16 protein-coding genes and 1 pseudogene are annotated in these 19860 nt (G+C 54.3%); 2 read left to right on the top strand and 15 right to left on the bottom strand.

Going from position 1 to position 19860, the window contains the following annotated elements; genetic code table 11:
• Positions 1 to 159: 159 nt before the first annotated feature.
• On the bottom strand, positions 160 to 1185 hold the full coding sequence (locus PLD_RS09285) for an IS110 family transposase (protein ID WP_159891936.1): 1026 nt from the start codon (positions 1183 to 1185) through the stop codon (positions 160 to 162).
• Between the two features lie 59 nt (positions 1186 to 1244).
• Between PLD_RS09285 and tnpB (PLD_RS09280) the strand changes: the two genes are divergently transcribed.
• A complete protein-coding gene (gene tnpB / locus PLD_RS09280) occupies positions 1245 to 1589 on the top strand; it encodes an IS66 family insertion sequence element accessory protein TnpB (RefSeq protein WP_256674582.1) in 345 nt (114 codons plus the stop codon).
• Positions 1590 to 1607: 18 nt separating this feature from the next.
• A pseudogene (locus tag PLD_RS09275) lies at positions 1608 to 2666 on the top strand (IS66 family transposase); the annotation flags it as partial.
• 8 nt (positions 2667 to 2674) lie between these two features.
• Here PLD_RS09275 and PLD_RS09270 read toward each other — a convergent pair.
• From PLD_RS09270 to serC, 14 genes are all read right to left on the bottom strand, one after another.
• A protein-coding gene (locus tag PLD_RS09270) for an IS3 family transposase (RefSeq protein ID WP_159890010.1) occupies positions 2675 to 3843 on the bottom strand; the annotation gives its coding sequence in 2 pieces (ribosomal slippage) (positions 2675 to 3582 and positions 3582 to 3843; 1170 coding nt in all).
• A gap of 174 nt (positions 3844 to 4017) precedes the next feature.
• Complete coding sequence (locus PLD_RS09265; RefSeq protein WP_159891932.1) at positions 4018 to 5550, bottom strand: IS66 family transposase; 1533 nt, start codon at positions 5548 to 5550, stop codon at positions 4018 to 4020.
• 18 nt (positions 5551 to 5568) lie between these two features.
• Entirely contained in the window at positions 5569 to 5928 is a 360-nt protein-coding gene (gene tnpB, locus PLD_RS09260; RefSeq protein WP_256674581.1) for an IS66 family insertion sequence element accessory protein TnpB, read from the bottom strand.
• 188 nt (positions 5929 to 6116) lie between these two features.
• A complete protein-coding gene (locus tag PLD_RS09255) occupies positions 6117 to 6446 on the bottom strand; it encodes a helix-hairpin-helix domain-containing protein (protein WP_159891930.1) in 330 nt (109 codons plus the stop codon).
• Positions 6447 to 6556: 110 nt separating this feature from the next.
• Positions 6557 to 8551 carry a nucleoside-diphosphate sugar epimerase/dehydratase gene (locus tag PLD_RS09250; RefSeq protein ID WP_159891928.1) on the bottom strand — a complete coding sequence of 665 codons (1995 nt, stop codon included), beginning with the start codon at positions 8549 to 8551 and terminating at the stop codon, positions 6557 to 6559.
• A 91-nt stretch (positions 8552 to 8642) separates the two neighbouring features.
• Positions 8643 to 9662 carry a glycosyltransferase family 4 protein gene (locus tag PLD_RS09245; RefSeq protein ID WP_159891926.1) on the bottom strand — a complete coding sequence of 340 codons (1020 nt, stop codon included), beginning with the start codon at positions 9660 to 9662 and terminating at the stop codon, positions 8643 to 8645.
• A gap of 97 nt (positions 9663 to 9759) precedes the next feature.
• The gene (locus PLD_RS09240) at positions 9760 to 10722 is read right to left on the bottom strand and encodes an SDR family oxidoreductase (RefSeq protein ID WP_159891924.1); all 963 of its coding nucleotides are present in this window, start codon (positions 10720 to 10722) and stop codon (positions 9760 to 9762) included.
• A 276-nt stretch (positions 10723 to 10998) separates the two neighbouring features.
• Entirely contained in the window at positions 10999 to 11286 is a 288-nt protein-coding gene (gene ihfB, locus PLD_RS09235) for an integration host factor subunit beta (protein ID WP_159891922.1), read from the bottom strand.
• 497 nt (positions 11287 to 11783) lie between these two features.
• Positions 11784 to 13478 carry a 30S ribosomal protein S1 gene (gene rpsA, locus PLD_RS09230; RefSeq protein ID WP_007931318.1) on the bottom strand — a complete coding sequence of 565 codons (1695 nt, stop codon included), beginning with the start codon at positions 13476 to 13478 and terminating at the stop codon, positions 11784 to 11786.
• Between the two features lie 121 nt (positions 13479 to 13599).
• Positions 13600 to 14289, bottom strand: coding sequence for a (d)CMP kinase (cmk, locus tag PLD_RS09225; RefSeq protein WP_159891920.1), 690 nt, complete (start codon positions 14287 to 14289; stop codon positions 13600 to 13602).
• Positions 14286 to 16493 (bottom strand): bifunctional prephenate dehydrogenase/3-phosphoshikimate 1-carboxyvinyltransferase, encoded by a 2208-nt coding sequence (locus PLD_RS09220; protein WP_159893454.1) that lies wholly within the window; start codon positions 16491 to 16493, stop codon positions 14286 to 14288. Before PLD_RS09220 ends, cmk begins: the two co-directional genes overlap by 4 nt.
• 28 nt (positions 16494 to 16521) lie before the next feature.
• Positions 16522 to 17634, bottom strand: a complete 1113-nt coding sequence (hisC, locus tag PLD_RS09215) for a histidinol-phosphate transaminase (protein WP_159891918.1) — start codon at positions 17632 to 17634, stop codon at positions 16522 to 16524.
• Positions 17635 to 17644: 10 nt separating this feature from the next.
• Positions 17645 to 18739: a prephenate dehydratase gene (gene pheA / locus PLD_RS09210; RefSeq protein ID WP_016964092.1), complete on the bottom strand. Its 1095-nt coding sequence runs from the start codon at positions 18737 to 18739 to the stop codon at positions 17645 to 17647.
• Positions 18739 to 19824 carry a 3-phosphoserine/phosphohydroxythreonine transaminase gene (gene serC / locus PLD_RS09205; protein ID WP_159891916.1) on the bottom strand — a complete coding sequence of 362 codons (1086 nt, stop codon included), beginning with the start codon at positions 19822 to 19824 and terminating at the stop codon, positions 18739 to 18741. The genes pheA and serC overlap by 1 nt, the downstream gene beginning before the upstream one ends.
• Positions 19825 to 19860 lie beyond the last annotated feature (36 nt).

The following is a 19860-nucleotide window of genomic DNA, read 5'->3' as shown; positions in this document are numbered from 1 at the left end:
CGATGAGAGTCGCGCCTGGCAATCCTTAAAAGTCTATCGGATTCGAAAGCCGATTTTCGACACAGGTTCTTTACCAGGCCGGTGGGCCGTTCACATCATCAATTGTTCAGTTATCGCAAAACCTGGAAGGATCGTTCGTGGTACAGCACAACAGTAGGATCAGGCCGCTAAAGCGTCTGGCCCTGCTTCAAATTGTGTATGGTGGGCCGCTATCGCCCAGGCGATTCTTGCCAGTTTGTTCGCCAAGGCACAGGCCACCACGTTTGAGTGGCGACGACAGAGCATTGAGCGCACCCAATCGGCCAACGCGCCGTGCTGATATTTTAGCCTAAACATGTAAACCCTGGCGCACTGCACCAACAACCGTCTGAGGTTCTTATCGCCTCGTTTGCTGATCCCCAGCAGATTCGCCTTGCCGCCCGTGCTGTACTGCCGGGGCACCAGTCCAACGGACGCGGCGAAGTCACGGCTACACCCGTATTGTTTACCATCCCCCATTTCGGCAGCCAAAAGGCTGGCGGTGATCGGGCCGACACACGGTATGCTCAGCAAACGACTGCCCAGATCATCGTCGGCCAGTTGGCCTACAAGCTCTTTATCCATTTCCTTGATTTGCTCATTCAGATAACTGAAGTGCTGATGCAATCGCTGTAGCAACACCGTCAGTCGAACCGGCAGTTCATGCTCGGCCAGAATATTCCCCAAGCGCTTCATCATTGTCGGACCTTTAGGTAGGCTGATTCCGAACTCAAGCAGAAAGCCATGCATCTGATTGACCGCTTTCGTGCGATCGTGCACCAACGACTCCCGCGTGCGATGCATGATTGAAAGTATCTGCTGAGACTCGGTCTTGGGTGCCACGAAACGCATCGTCGGACGCGTAGCTGCTTCGCAGATCGCCTCAGCATCCACAAAGTCGTTCTTGTTGCTTTTGACAAAAGGGCGAACGAACTGCGGCGAAATCAGCTTGGCCTGATGCCCCATCGCTATCAGTTCCCTAGCCACAAAATGCGAGCCGGCGCAGGCCTCCATCACTACGGTGCATGTCGGGATATTGCCGAAGAACCTCATCATCTGCTGCCGTGAGAGCTTCTTGCGAAACACCTCTCGGCCTGGCTTGTCTTGGCCGTGCAGGTGGAAACTATGCTTACCGAGATCGACACCTACCAGCGTTAAATCGCTCATGATGATGGCCTCCGAAAATAAAACACCCTGCGAAAGCGTAGCCCTCGCAAGGTGTGAGGGTGACCATCTCATTAGTCTATCTGTACCCCAAGCCCGTTGACTTCCGAAAATCCATCGACGGCCTCGCCGCTCTGGTCGAACTGGACATCAAGGTCGCGGTGTTTGATCCGGTGCTTTTCGTCTTCCTCAACAAGCCTCGAAACCGAGTGAAGATTTTATATTGGGAACGCAACGGCTTTTGCCTTTGGCTGAAGCGCTTGGAATCCGAGCGCTTCAAAACATCGCCGGATTGTTCGGATGAAGCCATCGTGCTGACGGTTCAAGAACTCAACTGGTTATTGGACGGTTTTGATTTGTGGCGCAACCGGCCGCATCAAGTTTTGACGCCTCGATTCGTCGCCTGATTCGGTATAATCCAGAGCATGATTTCCATGCCAAAAGACCTTCCTGACGACCCTGTTTTGCTCAAGCAACTGCTTGAGAAAATGCTGAGTGAGCGCGAGTCGGATAAGGGCAAGATCGTTCATCTTGAAGAAGAAAACGCGCTGTTGCGTCAGCGCCTTTTCGGGCGCAAGTCAGAGCAGACAGCCGATCCCGCGACCCCGCAAATGGCCTTGTTCAACGAAGCTGAAAGCGTGGCCGAGTCTGTCGACGAAACGGTTGAAGAAGAAGTCGTAGCGCCGAGCAAACGACGGGGCAAACGCAAGCCTCTGCCCGCCGATCTTCCACGTATCGAAGTCATTCACGAGCTGCCCGATCACGAGCTGACCTGCACCTGCGGTTGCCGTAAACACAGCATTGGCGAGGAAATCAGCGAGCAGCTCGAGATCGTGCCGATGCAAATCCGCGTGATCAAACATGTGCGCAAGGTCTACGCCTGCCGTGGCTGTGAAACCGCGCTGGTCACCGCCGACAAACCGGCGCAGCTGATCGAAAAGAGCATGGCTAGCTCCAGCGTTTTGGCGATGTTGCTGACGACCAAATACGTCGATGGCCTGCCCCTGCATCGCTTCGAAAAAGTACTTGGTCGCCACGGCGTCGATATTCCACGACAAACCTTGGCACGCTGGGTTATCCAGTGCGGCGAACACCTGCAACCCTTGCTCAACTTGATGCGTGATCGACTGCTGGAAAGTCGCGTCATCCACTGCGACGAAACGCGCGTGCAGGTGCTGAAAGAGCCTGATCGAGAGCCGACCAGTCAATCCTGGATGTGGGTGCAAACCGGCGGGCCGCCGGATCAGCCCGTCATCCTTTTTGACTACTCGACCAGCCGGGCGCAGGAGGTTCCATCGCGCCTGCTCGAAGGTTATCGCGGCTACCTGATGACCGATGATTACGCTGGTTATAACGCCTTGGGCGCGCAATCCGGTGTCGAACGTTTAGGCTGTTGGGCACATGCGCGACGCAAGTTTGTCGAGGCGCAAAAGGTGCAGCCTAAAGGCAAAACCGGGCGTGCTGATATCGCCCTGAATCTGATCTGTAGTGGTCAACAATTTCCGGACACTGAATTGAGTTTTTCCTCAACAACCGCTGGCGGCACGAAGCCGTTGTACTGATGTGGCCGTGTCCAGTTGTATCGCTGCATGAGGTATCGGCCGATGTCCTGCTCGGCCAACGCCGTCGTCATGTAGCCCACCGTCGGCACCCACTCGGTTTTCAGGCTACGAAACAGCCGCTCCATTGGCGAGTTGTCGTAGCAGTTTCCCCGTCTGCTCATGCTTTGAGTCATCCGATAGCGCCACAGTCGCCGTCGGAAACTGCGGCTGCCGTATTGGCTTCCCTGATCGCTGTGAAATAGGACGCCCCGTGGTCTGCCACGCATTTCATACGCCCTGTCGAGCGCCTTGATGACCAGATCGGCATCAGGCCTGGAAGACATTGCCCAACCCACCACCCTGCGGCTGTACAAATCCAATACAACGGCCAGGTAATGCCATCGCCCTTGCGCCCAGATGTAGGTGATGTCGCCGCACCAGGCCCTGTTCGGCGCTGCCACGGCGAACTGCCGATCGAGGAGGTTGGGAATGTCAGGACGTTCAACCGTGGCTTTCTTGTAAGCGTGAGAACCGGGCTGCTTGCTGATCAATCCTTGTTCCTTCATCAAGCTTCTGACCTTGAAGCGTCCCACCTCAACGCCCTCGTCGCGAAGCATGGCAACGATACTGCGGCTGCCGGCAGAACTACGGCTTTGGCTGAACAGTTCGTTGATGCGGCTGCGCAGGCTCACCCGGCGAACATCGATACGACGCCGCCGGGCCAAATGGGCGTAATAACAGGATCGGGGCAGCTCGAACACTGAACACAACAGCTGGACGGGATAGTGCTTGGCCAACTGCCGAATCGACTTCAACGTCTGCGCCCGTGTTCCTCGGCCATCAAGAGCGCAGTGGCCTCCTTTAAGATTTTTTTCTCAAGCTCCAGCCGGTTGATGCGGGCCTGAAGCTCCTGAATCGTCTGCTGCTCCGGTGTAAGCGCCTTGGCAGTCGGCGTAACGCCTCCACGTTCCAGTTGCAACTGGGCAACCCAGCGCCGCAATGCGGTCTCACCTACATCGAGGGATTTGGCGGCCTCAGGGCAGCTATAGCCTTGGTCGAGCACCAGGCTGGCAGCCTCACGCTTGAAGGCAGGGGTGAAAGTACGTCGTTGTCTGCTCATTGAACACCTCTGTGTGGCGATCATCTTCGCCTAAAAAGGTGTCCGGAGTTAGTAGACCACTACAATCAACAAGCTTTACGGTATCGAGCGAGATTTAAAAGAAGTCGGCGATGAACATCGCCACGAAAGGTATGCGATCCATAAACCCCACCTGCCCAACAGTGGGTCAACGGTTTACTGTGGCATTTCGGGCGAGCAGTTCCACGGCAGTAGCGCCTCGTAGTCCTTTACTGACGAGGCATGCGGCAGCCGCTCTAGTACGTGGCGTAGCCACGTATAAGGCTCTTGGCCGTTGACCTTGGCGGTCTCGACCAGGCTGTAGATCTTCGCGCTGGCACTGGCGCCATTGACGGTATCGCTGAACAACCAGGCCTTGCGTCCGATGACAAACGGCTTGATCGCTCTTTCGGCCGCGTTGTTGTCGATGGGCAAATAACCCGCTTCGACATAACGCTCCAGTCGGCTCCAGTTATTCGCCAGATAATGCACCGCCTTGCCTAATGCACTTTGCGGCGTCACCTGGGATTGGGTTTTATCCAACCAGACTTTCAGCTGCCCCAAGATCGGCAGGCTCTTTTCCTGGCGAACGATAAACCGCTGTTCATCATCGGCTTCCTTAAGTTCACGCTCGATCCCGTACAGCTTGTTGATCATCGTCAGTGCGATATCGGCCCGTCCGGTTTTACCCTTGGGCTGCACTTTTTGCGCGTCCACGAACTTGCGTCGTGCATGGGCCATGCACGCCAAGCGCTCCACACCCGATTGCAACGCCAACGCGTTATAGCTGGCGTAGTCGTCGGTCATGACATAACCGCGATAACTTTCCAGCAGCCGTAACGGCACCTCCTGCGCACGACTGGACGTGTAGTCAAACAACACGACTTTACGATCTGGCGGGCCGCTGGCTTGCACCCACATCCAGGATTGGCTGGTCGGATCTCGATCCGGCTCTTTCAACACCTGGACACGGGTTTCATCGCAGTGGATGACCGGACTTTCCAGCAGGCGGTCACGCATCAAATTCAGCAGTGGCTGGAAGTGTTCGCTGCACTGGATCACCCAGCGAGCCAGAGTTTGCCGAGGGATCTCGACACCGTGGCGAGCGAGGACTTTTTCGAAGCGGTGCAGCGGCAGACCATCGACGTATTTAGTCGTTAGCAGCATGGCCAGCACGCTGGGGCTGGCCATGCTCTTTTCGATCAGTTGCGTAGGTTTGTCAGCCGTGACCGGGGCTGCTTCGCAGCCCCGGCAGCCGTAGACTTTGCGGATATGTTTGATCACGCGGATCTGCATCGGCACGATCTCTAGCTGTTCGCTGGTTTCTTCGCCGATGGCGTGTTTGCGGCAACCGCAGCCGCAAGTCAGTTCGTGTTCGGGTAGTTCGTGGATGACCTCGATCCGAGGCAGATCGGCTGATAGTGGTTTACGTTTACCTCGGCGTTTAGTCGGGGCAACGACTTCTTCGTCAGAGGTGTCGGAGACCGGAACCGCAAAGCTTTCGGGTTCATTAAAGAGCACGAGCTGCGGCGTCTGCGGATCGATGGTTTGCTCTGACTTACGCCCGAAAAAACGTTCACGCCATAGTTTGATCTGCTCTTTCAGGTCAACAATCTGGTCTTTGTCCACCTGACGCTCACTGAGCATCTGCACAAGCATTTGCTTGAGCAGAACCGGATCATCAGGGAGGTCGTCGGGCATGGAAATCATGGCCCGGATTATATCCAACTATGCGACAAATCGCGGCGTCAAAACCTGATGTGGCCGGTTGCGCCACAGATCAAAACCGTCGAGTAACCAGTTCAGTTCCTGAGCCGTCAGGACAATGACTTCATTCGTGTCGTCAGGGGAGGTTTTGAACCGTTCGGATTCAAGGCGTTTGAGCCAAAGACAGAAGCCGTTGCGCTCCCAATACAACACTTTGATGCGGTTACGGGCTTTGTTGAGGAAGACAAAAAGTACCGGATCGAACACGGCGACTTTGATGTCCAGCTCTACCAGCGCGGTCAGACCGTCTATGGATTTTCGAAAGTCTACGGGCTTGGGGTAGAGGTAGACTTTTTCCACTTTTGCATCGGGTCGCATCATGAGGTACTGGCTCCTGAAAGAGTTGAGGAGCACAGCTTCGAGCATCAGATTTCGACTTGGAATGTGGGCTTTATGGGGCGCTTACCGCTTACCAAGATCTACGGTTGCCGTGGTTGTGAAAGGGCACCAGTCACCGCATACATTAAAAGGCCGGTCAAAGACCGGCCCTCGACCGTTAACGTGTCAAGTCAATTGACTTCAAGTTTGTCCCGATTACGCTCAAGAATGGTCTTGCCAATACCTTTAACTTCGAGCAACTCATCCACCGAAGCAAAAAGACCATTCTCCTCTCGATAAGCGACTATTGCCTTAGCCTTCGCCTCACCAATCCCGAAAAGCTCGCGCTGCAGAACAGCTACATCAGCCGTATTCAAGTTAATCCTGCTAACTTGAGCAGCTGACTGCCCCGCAATTACAGAAGAGGGAGCTTGCCCGTCAGTAGGCGGCGCCGCTTGAGTAACAAGTGCGAAGCTAGCGAGCAAAGCAAAGATTAAAGAAGAGAAATAAGAGTTACGCATAATGACGCTCCATGACATCGATAAGGAAGGCAGCTTTTCCGAAGCTGCCTTCCAAACTTAGGTGATGCCGGAAGCAAGTCAAAGGTGAGAAGGTTACCGGTTGTGTTGACTCAGGGTTTGAGACGTCGCTGCTGATAAACCCAATCGACGATTTCACCATCCGGAGCATAACCACTTACCGTCTCACGAAGCAGTTGACGAACTCTTGCATAGTCATCTGAATCAATCGCTGCAAGGAGTTCGTTGAGTTTAGCCTTGAGTACCTCCCAAGACAGATAATCCTCATTAGCACTCATGATCATAGGATGTTGAGTAGCCACTACGTTGTCACCAATCAGTAACTCTTCGTAAAGCTTTTCACCTGGACGCAGCCCTGTGAACTCAATAGCAATATCACCGTGAGGATTTTTTTCCGAACGAACACTCAGCCCTGAGAGATGAATCATCTTTTCTGCCAACTCGACGATTTTTACTGGTTCCCCCATATCCAACACGAATACATCACCGCCCTGCCCCATCGAACCCGCCTGAATAACCAACTGGGCGGCTTCGGGAATGGTCATGAAGTAGCGCGTTATTTTGGGGTGAGTAACCGTCAATGGACCGCCAGACGTTATTTGCTTGTGAAAAAGCGGAATCACCGAACCTGAGGAGCCCAAAACATTACCAAAACGTACCATGGTGAAACGCGTTTTATTGACGCGTGAAATACCCGACGGGTCATTGAACAAGACTGGAGCTATTTCGTTGCTCAACGCCTGCAAGGTGAGTTCCGCCAATCGCTTGGTACTGCCCATTACATTAGTTGGGCGAACGGCCTTATCGGTGGAAATCAGCACAAAATTAGCAACACCGGACTGCAAGGCGGCTTGCGCGGTATTGAGCGTGCCCATTACATTATTCAGCACACCTTCGGCAATATTATGCTCCACCATAGGCACGTGCTTATAAGCTGCCGCGTGATAAACCGTCTCTACACTCCAAACCTTCATAATAGAGAATAACTTCTCGTAATCACGAACCGAACCTAGAATAGGTAGCAACTTAACAATAAGTGACTCTCTCGAAATGCGCTGTTCAAGCTCGGACAAAATACTATAAAGATTAAATTCGCTGTGATCGAGCAATATTAGCGTAGTAGGTCCCAACTTCAGAATCTGTCGACATAGTTCAGAGCCAATAGATCCGCCGGCGCCTGTCACAAGAACAGTTTTCCCCTTGATACAATGCGCCAACAGATCGCCTTGTGCAGGAACAGAGTCACGTCCAAGCAGGTCCGCGATGTCCACCTCTTGGATGTCATCTACCTTCACTCGGCCACTGGCCAGATCCATGAAGCCAGGAACACTTCGAACGTGGAGCGGGAAACCTTCCAGAAAACCTAGAATTTCTCGACGGCGACTACGTGTGGATGAGGGGATCGCTAGAAGCACTTCACCCGCCCCCGTTTCTTCGATCATCTGTTGCAAGTGCTTGGGTTTGTATACCTGTAACCCTGCGATCATCCGATCAGCAATATTGCTGTCATCGTCGATAAAGGCCACTGGGCGCATCAGGCGCCCCAACCGTAAGGCAGCAACTAGCTGATTACCCGCCGCGCCGGCCCCGTAGATAGCCACCTTGGGCAAACCATCGTCCCGGCTAGTAAACGGTACATGCTGGGCGGCAGTGAACCAGTCCCCCAGAAAGTATTGGCGCATGCCCAGCCTGAGCCCACCAATCATTACCATGGACAACCACCAGTAGTTAAACACGATTGAGCGTGGTACTACTGTTTGATGATTACTATACAGATAAACAACCAATGCGAGAACCAACGCCGACAAGGTCACCGCCTTGACTATCGCAATAAGGGCATCGTTACCAAAGTAACGCATGACCGCACGATACATTCCGAACCTGATGAATAAAGGAATAGCGACAACTGGGGCACTGGCAAAAAGCCAAAAATGCACAACAAAGGGATTATCCAGGTCCTCAAAACCCAGCCTGACGACAAACGCCATCCACAGAGCAACCCACACCAAAATAATATCGGCAATCACCTGCAGGACTCGTTTCTGCCGGCGTGGAAGCCTCAACAGACATGTTCGTACTTTATCCATAATCGTCTTTTCGAACCCCACCCCCTAACCTCGCTATAAGTTTTACACCGATGTGAAGCACGTATCTTTCTGCCCCAGGCATTGACCACTGTCAAACACTTTCTTCCAACTCCCCTGCATGAAATTTAAAAGCCAGGAAAATCAACGGCACATAGGCTATCACTAACCCAAAAACACCATCTAGATTGAACAGGCCTACACATATGGCTATCGGCAACAACCAAAGTACGTTAATGGTGAGAACCGTCAGAGTCACTGGCAAATGCTGACCGAACTGACGAGATGCAAACTGATAAGCATGACTACGATGCGCCTCATAAACTTTATCTCCGCGCAACAATCTACGAATAAGGGTAAAGGTTGCATCAACAATAAATACGCCAAGAAGAATCAACCAGACCCAAAGAAACTTGGGAGACTTCCAAGCCGCTTGTACTGATAACATCCCCAAAACCAGACCAAGAAAACCACTGCCTGCATCTCCCATGAAAATACGTGCAGGTGGCAAGTTCCAGTATAGAAACCCCAATACAGCGGTCACCAATAACATTGCTGGCCAGATCAATGAGACATTACCGGTCAGCCAATAGATAACACATGCTCCAAGACATACCGTAACCGCCTGAACACTGGCTATGCCATCAATGCCATCCATGAAATTATATAGGTTAAGCATCCAGACCAGATAAAAAACTGCCAAGACATGACCAAGCCAAGAAAGCTCGAAATCGACCCCCAACAATTGAACAGGTGGCAAACCACGCATCCAGAGCAGCGCCCAAATAGAAGCAGCAAAATGCGTAAGCAGCCTCCACCGTGCAGCTACATGCCCATGATCGTCCAGAAAGCCGATTACTGCTATTAGTCCACCAGCCCCCCATAAAGCCAATATATATGACCAGGGCATATCAGCAAAAAGGTACAAGAAGGGGGCCGCGGTAAGAAAACTCACGACAATTGCGACACCGCCCCCTCTAGGGGTTGGCACGGAATGGGAGCTACGATAATTGGGAACATCCATCAAGCTACGCGCTAATGCATAGCGACGCAGAGACCACGTCAACAGAAGCGACAGGCCAAACACAGCCAACATCAACCACCAGATCACCATGTTTACGTCAACCCCAAAAGTCGAATGAGCAAGCAGTCATTTTTTGCACTGCATCCATTTAAATAATAAGAATATAGTTTAAAAACGACATAAAAATTTATGCTCGTGTTTCGAGAAAATGCTTAGCAGTAAGACTAAACGCCGATTCCACACTTACTGGCGGAATCCAACCCAACAAGTCGCGATTTTTAGTAATGTCAACTTGAAGCGATCCACACAACCTCTGTGAAAGTGTTTCTCTTCCCAACAAAGCAGCGCCGAACTCGAAGAGTTGGCTTGGCACGGGAACCAAACGAGCAGGTCTGCCCAACGCTCGCCCCATTTTTTTCAGCAATTCCGTTGTTGAAAGATCATCCCCATCACTGACCAAAAAAGTCTGGTTCGCAGCATTAGGATGTTCAATGCAGACCATAATAAAATCTACCAAATTACCCAGTGCCACCAAACTACGACGGTTGTGTATTGCCCCTAAAGGCAAGGGAATACCTCTATGCAACCATTGCATCATGTTCAAGAAGTTTGCCTTGACTCCCGGCCCATAAACAAGCGGCGGGCGAATGATCACGACTTCCATCCCCGTTTGTGATGCGATAGCTACAAGTCCCTTTTCCGCCTCCATCTTAGAAATACCGTAAGGATCCAGCGGAGAGGGCTCATCATCAGCTTTATAGGATGCCCCCAATAAAGTTTCCTCACCATTGACTTTGATGGAACTAATGAATATGAAACGACGCACGCCCATTTGAGCCGCCTGACGTGCCAAATTCAGCGTACCTTCGACGTTAACTTTTCGAAATGAAGCAAGAGGATCAATAGATGACTCGTACATTACATGGACACGAGCAGCGGAATGTATGACGACATCACACTCCGATAGAGCCCGAGCCCAATCCGTATCACCATCTATATCATTAACATGAGCAGCAATCGCGGTTCCCACCCCCCTCTGCAATGGTTTACGTATTGCGACGATTAGTTGATAATTCGAAACCTTAGATAAATACTCACAAATAGCACCACCTACAAAACCGGACGCTCCTGTCAAAAGGATCCTGCTCATTATCTAGCGTACCTTACTCAAACCGGCGCTACAGAATAATATTCTGAACACTTAAAATAAAATTGAATCTCATTGAAAATAAAAAATGCATCCGACAATAAAAAAGCAAGAGCCAGTTTTCAGAAGAACCAAAAAAACATCTAACATACAATATATTAAATTCTAAACAGCACAAAAAATCAAAAAAGCAAAACGCAAAAAAAACCAGGATTTAATAACCAGCACTAAAACTTAAGAGCATAAAATAAATCCCTCATAAATATATATTCTTTAAACTCAACTTTCATCCTCATTCACTCGATCACGAAGCTCTTTTCCAGGCTTGAAATGCGGAACAAATTTTCCATCCAAACTAACGGACTGACCTGTCTTTGGGTTCCGACCTACACGAGGAGCCCGATAGTGAAGCGAGAAGCTACCAAAGCCCCGGATCTCAATTCGATCCCCTGTCGCTAAACACTGCGACATTTGCTCAAGCATCGTCTTGATCGCCAACTCAACGTCCTTGGATGACAGCAACCCTTGATGAGTAACAATTCGCTCGATCAACTCCGACTTCGTCATATTTTTCCCTTCTTTTTCAAGCAGCTAGGTCAGTGCTTCAAAGGTTTTAGCATGTGGCGAAGGTTTTGAACAGCCCAAATACTGAGCTAGTGACGCATACTCCCTTTCACACAGCAAGGCATGGCGATAAAAATACGCTCCTCTATTGGCCCGTAGCTGGCTATGTCCACCTGAGATACCTGCAGGATTTCAGCTAAAAAGGCTACCTCTTCTTTTCCTGAATGCCCAGACTTAGCGATAACATGACAACCGCACACCAACGCGGTGAATTTGCCGCATTTACCTCAGACCTGAACCATCAACTTCCATAGCCCCCTCTCGCCAAATAGCATCAACCGTTAACCGTCTCCTCCCTAATAACCCCCAAGCTTACGAGCCAACCTGCCTAAGAAACAGGCAGCTTATTACGTATCGTCCCCACCTTTTGAATAAGAGCTTAAAGATTTTCGGACACAAAAAAGGCGACCGAAGTCGCCTTTTTCATGGCCTGACAGAACTTAGTTCTGTTTTTCCATCTGTGCACGCAGCAGGTCGCCCAGAGTGGTAGGACCAGCAGCGATATCCGAAGCAGCTGGCTTGTCGCGCAGACTTTGGATCGCTTCTTTCTCGTCTTCAACGTCTTTCGACTTGATCGAGAGCTGGATTACACGGCTCTTACGGTCAACGCTGATGATCTTGGCTTCAACTTCTTCGCCTTCTTTCAGAACGTTACGCGCATCTTCGATGCGGTCGCGGCTGATTTCGGAGGCTTTCAGAGTAGCTTCGATATCGTTAGCCAGGGTGATGATGGCGCCTTTGGCGTCAACTTCTTTTACAACACCCTTAACGATTGCGCCTTTGTCGTTCTCTTGAACGTACTCGGAGAACGGATCGCTTTCCAGTTGCTTGATACCCAGGGAGATACGCTCGCGCTCTGGGTCAACCGACAGGATAACGGTGTCCAGCTCGTCGCCCTTCTTGAAGCGGCGTACGGCTTCTTCGCCCACTTCGTTCCAGGAGATGTCGGACAGGTGAACCAGACCATCGATGCCGCCGTCCAGACCGATGAAGATACCGAAATCGGTGATCGACTTGATGGTGCCGGAAATCTTATCGCCCTTGTTGAACTGGCCAGAGAAGTCTTCCCATGGGTTGGACTTGCACTGCTTGATGCCGAGGGAGATACGACGACGCTCTTCGTCGATGTCCAGAACCATAACTTCCACTTCGTCGCCGACTTGTACGACTTTCGAAGGGTGGATGTTCTTGTTGGTCCAGTCCATTTCCGAAACGTGCACCAGGCCTTCCACGCCTTCTTCCAGCTCAGCGAAGCAGCCGTAGTCGGTCAGGTTGGTTACACGAGCGGTAACGCGGGTGCTTTCTGGGTAACGAGCCTTGATAGCAACCCATGGATCTTCGCCCAGTTGCTTCAGGCCCAGGGAAACACGATTGCGCTCGCGATCGTACTTCAGAACCTTGACATCGATCTCGTCGCCAACGTTGACGATCTCGGAAGGATGCTTGATGCGCTTCCAAGCCATGTCGGTGATGTGCAGCAGGCCATCGACGCCGCCCAGATCAACGAATGCGCCGTAGTCAGTGAGGTTCTTGACGATACCTTTGACTTGCTGACCTTCCTGCAGGGATTCCAGCAGAGCTTCACGCTCAGCGGAGTTCTCGGCTTCGAGGACGCTACGGCGGGAAACGACAACGTTGTTGCGCTTCTGGTCGAGCTTGATGACTTTAAACTCGAGCTCTTTGCCTTCCAGGTGCGTAGTGTCGCGCACAGGACGGACGTCAACCAGAGAACCTGGCAGGAACGCACGGATGCCGTTAACGTCGACTGTGAAGCCGCCTTTAACCTTACCGTTGATAACGCCCTTAACCACTTCTTCGGCTGCGAAGGCTGCTTCCAGAACGATCCAGCATTCAGCGCGCTTGGCTTTTTCACGGGAGAGCTTGGTTTCACCGAAACCGTCTTCAACCGAGTCCAGAGCAACGTGAACTTCATCACCAACATTGATGGACAGTTCGCCAGCATCGTTGTAGAACTGCTCAAGCGGGATCAGTGCTTCAGACTTCAGACCAGCGTGAACGGTTACCCAACGCGCTTGGTAGTCGATGTCGACGATAACACCGGTGATGATGGAGCCTGCCTGAAGGTTCAGGGTTTTTAGGCTTTCTTCAAAGAGTTCCGCAAAGCTTTCGCTCATTTTAATTCCTGTTGATAAGGGCGAAGAATACGCCCATCTGCCACATCCCAGACAATGTGGGTTACGTTCATATAAAAGAAAGACCGCAGGACTATGACTGGTCCCCCGCGATCTTCCTTGTTCACCCGGCGAAATCGCGAATGGCAATTTCGCTCAAGATGCGCTGCAACACCTGATCGATGGACAATTCCGTAGAATCCAGCTGTATGGCGTCAGCCGCCGGCTTGAGCGGGGCTACCGCTCGCTGGGTGTCGCGCTCGTCGCGCGCACGTATCTCATCTAGCAGACTCGACAGACTAACACCATCGACTTTCCCCTTCAACTGCAAGTAGCGCCGACGAGCACGCTCCTCGGCGCTGGCCGTCAGAAAAATTTTTAATGGGGCATCAGGAAACACCACGGTCCCCATGTCGCGACCATCCGCAACCAGCCCCGGCGGTTCCTGGAATGCCCGCTGGCGCTGCAACAACGCATCACGAACAGCCGGCAGAGCCGCTACCTGAGATGCCCAGGCGCCGACCTGCTCATTGCGCAGGTCGTCTGTCACATCATCGCCCTCGAGGATGATCCGCTGTGGATGATTTTCAGTGGCACCGAGAAACTGCACGTCCAAGTGAGCCGCCAACAGCTTCAGCGACTCTTCGTTAGTCAGGTCAACACCGTGATTACGTGCGGCGAAAGCCAGCAGCCGGTAAAGAGCCCCGGAATCCAGCAGGCACCACCCCAGATGTTTGGCCAATTTGCCAGCAATGGTGCCCTTACCTGAACCGCTCGGCCCATCGATGGTGATTACGGGGGCCTTGATATTCACGATTGCGCCTCTTGCGCGACACGAATCCCCACCTGCGCGCACAGCGCGAGAAAGTTCGGGAACGAAGTCGCGACGTTCGCGCAGTCATGAATACGAATCGGTGCATTGGCCCGCAACGACGCAACACTGAATGCCATGGCAATACGGTGATCACCGTGACCGTGCACTTCGCCCCCGCCGATCTGCCCACCATCAATGATGATGCCGTCCGGAGTCGGCTCACACTTGACTCCCAAGGTCAGCAAGCCATCAGCCATGACCTGAATACGATCGGACTCCTTGACCCGCAGCTCTTCCGCGCCACGCAGCACGGTGCGACCTTCAGCGCAGGCCGCCGCCACGAACAACACTGGGAATTCATCGATTGCCAGCGGTACCAGTTCCTCGGGAATCTCGATCCCCTTGAGTTTGGCAGCACGCACATGCAGATCCGCAACGGGCTCACCGCCAACTTCGCGCTGGTTCTCCAGACGAATATCAGCCCCCATCAGCCGCAGGATATCGATTACGCCAGTACGGGTCGGGTTGATCCCTACGTGCTCAAGTACCAGCTCCGAACCTTCGGCGATCGACGCGGCAACCAGGAAGAACGCAGCAGAGGAGATATCTGCCGGCACTTCAATATGAGTCGCCTTGAGCTTGCCGCCGGATTCAACCGACGCGGTTGCACCGTCGACATTCACCGAGTAGCCGAAACCGCGCAGCATGCGCTCGGTATGATCGCGAGTCGGCGCAGGCTCGGTGACGGTGGTCTTCCCATCGGCGTACAAACCTGCCAGCAACAGGCAGGACTTAACCTGAGCACTGGCCATTGGCAAGGTGTAAGCCAGACCTTTGAGCTTGTGCCCACCACGGATCACCATTGGTGGGCGACCTTCGGCCGCCGTCTCGATCACCGCCCCCATTTCCCGCAGTGGATTAGCTACGCGATTCATCGGGCGCTTGGACAGCGAGAGATCCCCCGTCAGCGTGCTATCGAAGCTCTGTGCAGCCAGCAAACCGGAGAGCAGACGCATCGAAGTACCGGAGTTGCCCAAATAGATAGGGCCCGGCGCCGGCTTCAAGCCGTGCAGGCCAACCCCATGAATGGTCACGCGACCATGATGCGGTCCTTCGATGACCACGCCCATGTCACGAAACGCCTGCAACGTGGCCAAGGCGTCTTCACCTTCGAGGAACCCCTCGACTTCGGTGGTGCCCTCAGCCAGAGAGCCGAGCATGATGGAGCGGTGGGAAATCGATTTGTCGCCCGGTACACGAATCCGCCCAGACAGGCGGCCACCAGGATTTGCCAGGAAAATCAGATCATTGGAGTTCATAGCGTCCACATAGGCCCGGCGGGCCAGGATTTTACCGAAATGCTCGCGGGCAACCCGGGCGCGAGTGAATACGCCCAACAGCTGATGCCCGTCCCCTGCATCGACCGCGTCGCGCAGGGCGTCGAGATCGTTGCGAAATGTATCGAGTGTGCGCAGAACCGCTTCGCGATTGGCGAGAAAGATGTCGTGCCACATGACCGGATCACTACCGGCGATTCTCGTGAAATCGCGGAATCCGCCGGCAGCGTAACGGAAGATATCGAGATTTTCACTGCGCTTGGCCAACGAGTCGACCAAACCGAACGCCAGCAGGTGCGGCAGGTGACTGGTCGCCGCCAGAACCTCGTCATGGCGCTCGACCTGCATGTGCTCGACATCCGCCCCCAGTTCACGCCAAAGCCTGTCGACCAAGTCCAACGCATCCGGATCGGTTTGTTCCAGAGGCGTCAGGATCACCTTGTGGCGACGGAACAACTGGGCATTGGAGGCTTCGACGCCACTCTGCTCGGAGCCGGCAATCGGATGCCCGGGGACGAAGCGCGCCGGCATGCCAGCAAATGCCTCTTGTGCCGCGCGCACCACATTCCCCTTGGCACTGCCGACATCGGTCAGCACCGCCTGCCCCAGATCCATTCTGGCCAGCAACGCCAGAAGCTTCTCCATAGCCAGGATCGGCACCGCCAGCTGAATTACATCCGCGCCCTGACAAGCCAGAGCCAGGTCTTCTTCACAACGATCCACCACTCCCAGCTCGACGGCTAGCTGGCGGGACTGTGGATCCAGATCAACACCGACCACTTCACGGCATACACCACTTTCGCGCACCCCCTTGGCAAAGGAGCCGCCAATCAACCCCAGACCGATCACCACCAGGCGACCGATCATAGGCGCAGCAGATTGCACTGGAATGACATCACCCACGGGCCAGAACCTTGGCCAAAGCCTCAAGGAAACGAGTGTTCTCCGCCGGCAAGCCAATGGTGACGCGCAAATGGTTCGGCATCCCGTAGTTGGCCACTGGACGCACAATCACGCCTTCGCGCAACAACCCCTGGAACACCGGTGCAGCCTCACAACCCACATCCACGGCCACGAAGTTGCCCTTAGAAGGGATCCAGCGCAAACCCAACGCGGCGAAACCCGCCTCCAGTTGCTGCATGCCGGACTCGTTCAAACGACGGCTCTCAGCCAGGTAGTCCGCGTCCTGCAACGCGGCACAGGCCGCAGCCAAAGCCAGACTGTTGACGTTGAAAGGCTGTCGTACACGGTTCAGCACATCTGCGACCACCGGGTTCGACAACCCATAACCGACCCGCAGCGCCGCCAGGCCATAGGCCTTGGAGAAGGTCCGCGACACCAGCAGATTCGGATAGGCCGCCAGGAAGTCCAGACCATCCGGCAGATCGCTGCCTTCGGCGTATTCGATATAGGCCTCATCCAGCACCACCAACACATGGGCCGGTACATCCTGGAGAAACTCATCCAACGCCTCAGCACCGAACCAGGTACCCGTCGGATTGTTCGGATTAGCAATGAACACTACGCGAGTCTGCTCATCAATCGCCCCGAGCATCGCCGGCAGATCGTGCCCCCAGCTCTTGGCTGGAACCACGCGTGCCTGAGCACCAGCCGCCCGAGTAACGATGGGATAGACAGCAAACGCGTGCTCGCTGAACACCGCATTCAAACCAGGCGCCAGATAGGCCCGCGCCACCAGTTCCAAAATGTCGTTGGAACCATTACCCAAAGTAACCTGCTCGATCGCCACGCCACAGCGCCCAGCCAGCAGCGACTTGAGGGCAAAGCCATTGCCGTCTGGGTAACGGGTCAGTTCCGCCAACTCGTCGCGAATCGCCGCCAGCGCCTTGGGACTGGCGCCCAGCGGATTTTCGTTGCTCGCCAACTTGACGATGGTGGCCGGATCGATATCCAGCTCACGGGCCAGTTCGTCCACGGGCTTGCCCGGAACGTAAGGCGAAAGTTGTTGCACGCCTGGTTGTGCCAGTGCGAGGAAGTCGCCACTCATTGCTAAAGCCTCAGAGAACCGCTTTCGGGTAGGAACCCAGCACCTTGAGTGCCACTGCTTCCTGACTGATCTTCTCCAGCACATCCTTGATCAACGGATCACGGTGGTGGCCAACGAAGTCGATGAAAAACACATAGGTCCACTTGCCGCTGCGCGAGGGCCGGGTCTCGATGCGCGTCAGGTCGATGCCGTTGTCGTGAAACGGCACCAACAGCTCGTGCAAGGCGCCGGGCTTGTTGCTCATAGAGACAATGATCGAGGTCTTATCGTCGCCGGTCGGCGGCACTTCCTGATTACCGATCATCAAGAAGCGCGTGGAGTTGTCCGGACGATCCTCGATTTTTTCTGCCAGACGAGTCAGACCATACAAGCCTGCCGCCATGTCGCCAGCGATAGCCGCCGAGTTCCATTCACCCTTGACCCGCTTGGCCGCCTCGGCGTTACTGGATACCGCAACGCGCTCAACATTCGGATAGTGCGCGTCCAGCCACTTGCGGCACTGGGCCAGCGACTGGGCATGGGAGTAGATACGACTGATGCTGTCGGTCTTGGTGTTCTCGCCCACCAACAAGTGATGGTGGATACGCAGTTCGACTTCGCCGCAGATCACCATGTCATGCTCGAGGAAACTGTCGAGGGTATGGTTGACCGCACCCTCGGTGGAGTTTTCCACCGGCACCACACCAAAGTTCACCGCACCGGCCGCCACTTCGCGGAACACTTCGTCGATCGCCGCCATCGGCTTGCTGATCACCGCGTGACCGAAGTGCTTCATGGCCGCCGCCTGGGTAAAGGTACCTTCCGGGCCGAGATAAGCCACCTTCAGCGGCTGCTCCAGCGCCAGGCACGAAGACATGATTTCGCGGAACAGACGCGCCATCTCTTCATTGCCCAGCGGCCCCTGGTTGCGCTCCATCACCCGCTTGAGCACCTGAGCTTCACGCTCAGGACGATAGAACACAGGCACTTCGCCTTCTGCCAGGGAAGCCATCTTCACCCGGGCAACTTCCTGGGCGCACCGCGCGCGCTCACTGATCAGCTCCAGAACTTTCTCGTCCAGAGCGTCAATGCGCAGACGCAGGGCCTTGAGTTCTTGCTCAGACATCAGCCGTGTTCCTTCTCAAACTCCGCCATGTAGGCCACCAGCGCGTTAACGGCGTTGATGTCCACAGCGTTGTAGATGGAGGCGCGCATGCCGCCCACCGAGCGATGGCCCTTGAGGTTGAGCAGGCCGCGAGCCTCGGCGCCAGCCAGGAACGGCTTGTCCAGGCGATCATCGGCCAGACGGAACGGCACGTTCATCCACGAGCGGTCGGACTTGTTGATCGGGTTGCTGTACAAGCCGCTGGCATCGATGAAGTCATACAGGGTGCGCTGCTTGACGTCGTTGAGCTTGGCGATGGCTTCCACCCCACCCTGCTCCTTCAGCCATTCGAACACCAGGCCGGACAGGTACCAGGCCAGGGTCGGCGGCGTGTTGTACATCGAGCCGTTATCCGCCGCGACCTTGTAGTCGAGCATGGTCGGGCACAGGGAACGGGCACGACCCAGTAGATCCTCGCGAATGATGTTCACCAGGATGCCGCTGGGGCCGATGTTCTTCTGCGCACCGGCGTAGATCATGCCGAAACGGGAGATATCCACAGGGCGCGAAAGGATGTCGGACGACATGTCGGCCACCAGCGGGACGTCACCGGTTTGCGGGATCCAGTTGAACTCCAGGCCGCCAATGGTTTCGTTCGGCGCGTAATGCACGTAGGCGGCGTCTTTCGACAACTGCCACTCGTTCTGGCCGGGAATTGCAAAGTAATCGTAAGGCTTGGCAGTGGCAGCCACATTGACCTGACCGTAACGGGAGGCTTCTTCAATGGCTTTCTGCGACCAGATGCCGGTGTCGATATAGTCGGCCTTGCCGCCTTCAGGCAGCAGGTTCAGCGGAATCTGGGCAAATTGCTGACTAGCCCCGCCTTGCAGAAACAGCACTTTATAGTTCGAGGGGATATCCAGCAGATCACGCAGATCCTGCTCGGCCTTGGTAGCAATGGACACGAATTCATCACTGCGATGACTCATCTCCATGACCGACAGGCCCTTGCCATGCCAATCCAGCAATTCGGCCTGGGCACGCAACAGGACAGCTTCAGGTAGCGCAGCGGGACCTGCGCAGAAGTTATAGGCTCGTTTGCTCACATCCACTCTCGCTATGCATTCACGGTAGCGGACAGA

The sequence above is a fragment of the Pseudomonas sp. LD120 genome (assembly GCF_009861525.1).
Lineage (GTDB): Bacteria > Pseudomonadota > Gammaproteobacteria > Pseudomonadales > Pseudomonadaceae > Aquipseudomonas.
This window is presented reverse-complemented; position numbering and strand designations above follow the sequence as displayed.

Coding starts and splice junctions, on each gene's coding strand:
- PLD_RS09285 (WP_159891936.1), bottom strand. CDS start 1,185: ATGAGCGATTTAACGCTGGTAGGTGTCGATCTCGGTAAGCATAGTTTC.
- PLD_RS09265 (WP_159891932.1), bottom strand. CDS start 5,550: ATGATTTCCATGCCCGACGACCTCCCTGATGATCCGGTTCTGCTCAAG.
- tnpB (WP_256674581.1), bottom strand. CDS start 5,928: ATGATGCGACCCGATGCAAAAGTGGAAAAAGTCTACCTCTACCCCAAG.
- PLD_RS09255 (WP_159891930.1), bottom strand. CDS start 6,446: ATGCGTAACTCTTATTTCTCTTCTTTAATCTTTGCTTTGCTCGCTAGC.
- PLD_RS09250 (WP_159891928.1), bottom strand. CDS start 8,551: ATGGATAAAGTACGAACATGTCTGTTGAGGCTTCCACGCCGGCAGAAA.
- PLD_RS09245 (WP_159891926.1), bottom strand. CDS start 9,662: ATGGTGATCTGGTGGTTGATGTTGGCTGTGTTTGGCCTGTCGCTTCTG.
- PLD_RS09240 (WP_159891924.1), bottom strand. CDS start 10,722: ATGAGCAGGATCCTTTTGACAGGAGCGTCCGGTTTTGTAGGTGGTGCT.
- ihfB (WP_159891922.1), bottom strand. CDS start 11,286: ATGACGAAGTCGGAGTTGATCGAGCGAATTGTTACTCATCAAGGGTTG.
- rpsA (WP_007931318.1), bottom strand. CDS start 13,478: ATGAGCGAAAGCTTTGCGGAACTCTTTGAAGAAAGCCTAAAAACCCTG.
- PLD_RS09220 (WP_159893454.1), bottom strand. CDS start 16,493: ATGATCGGTCGCCTGGTGGTGATCGGTCTGGGGTTGATTGGCGGCTCC.
- hisC (WP_159891918.1), bottom strand. CDS start 17,634: ATGAGTGGCGACTTCCTCGCACTGGCACAACCAGGCGTGCAACAACTT.
- pheA (WP_016964092.1), bottom strand. CDS start 18,739: ATGTCTGAGCAAGAACTCAAGGCCCTGCGTCTGCGCATTGACGCTCTG.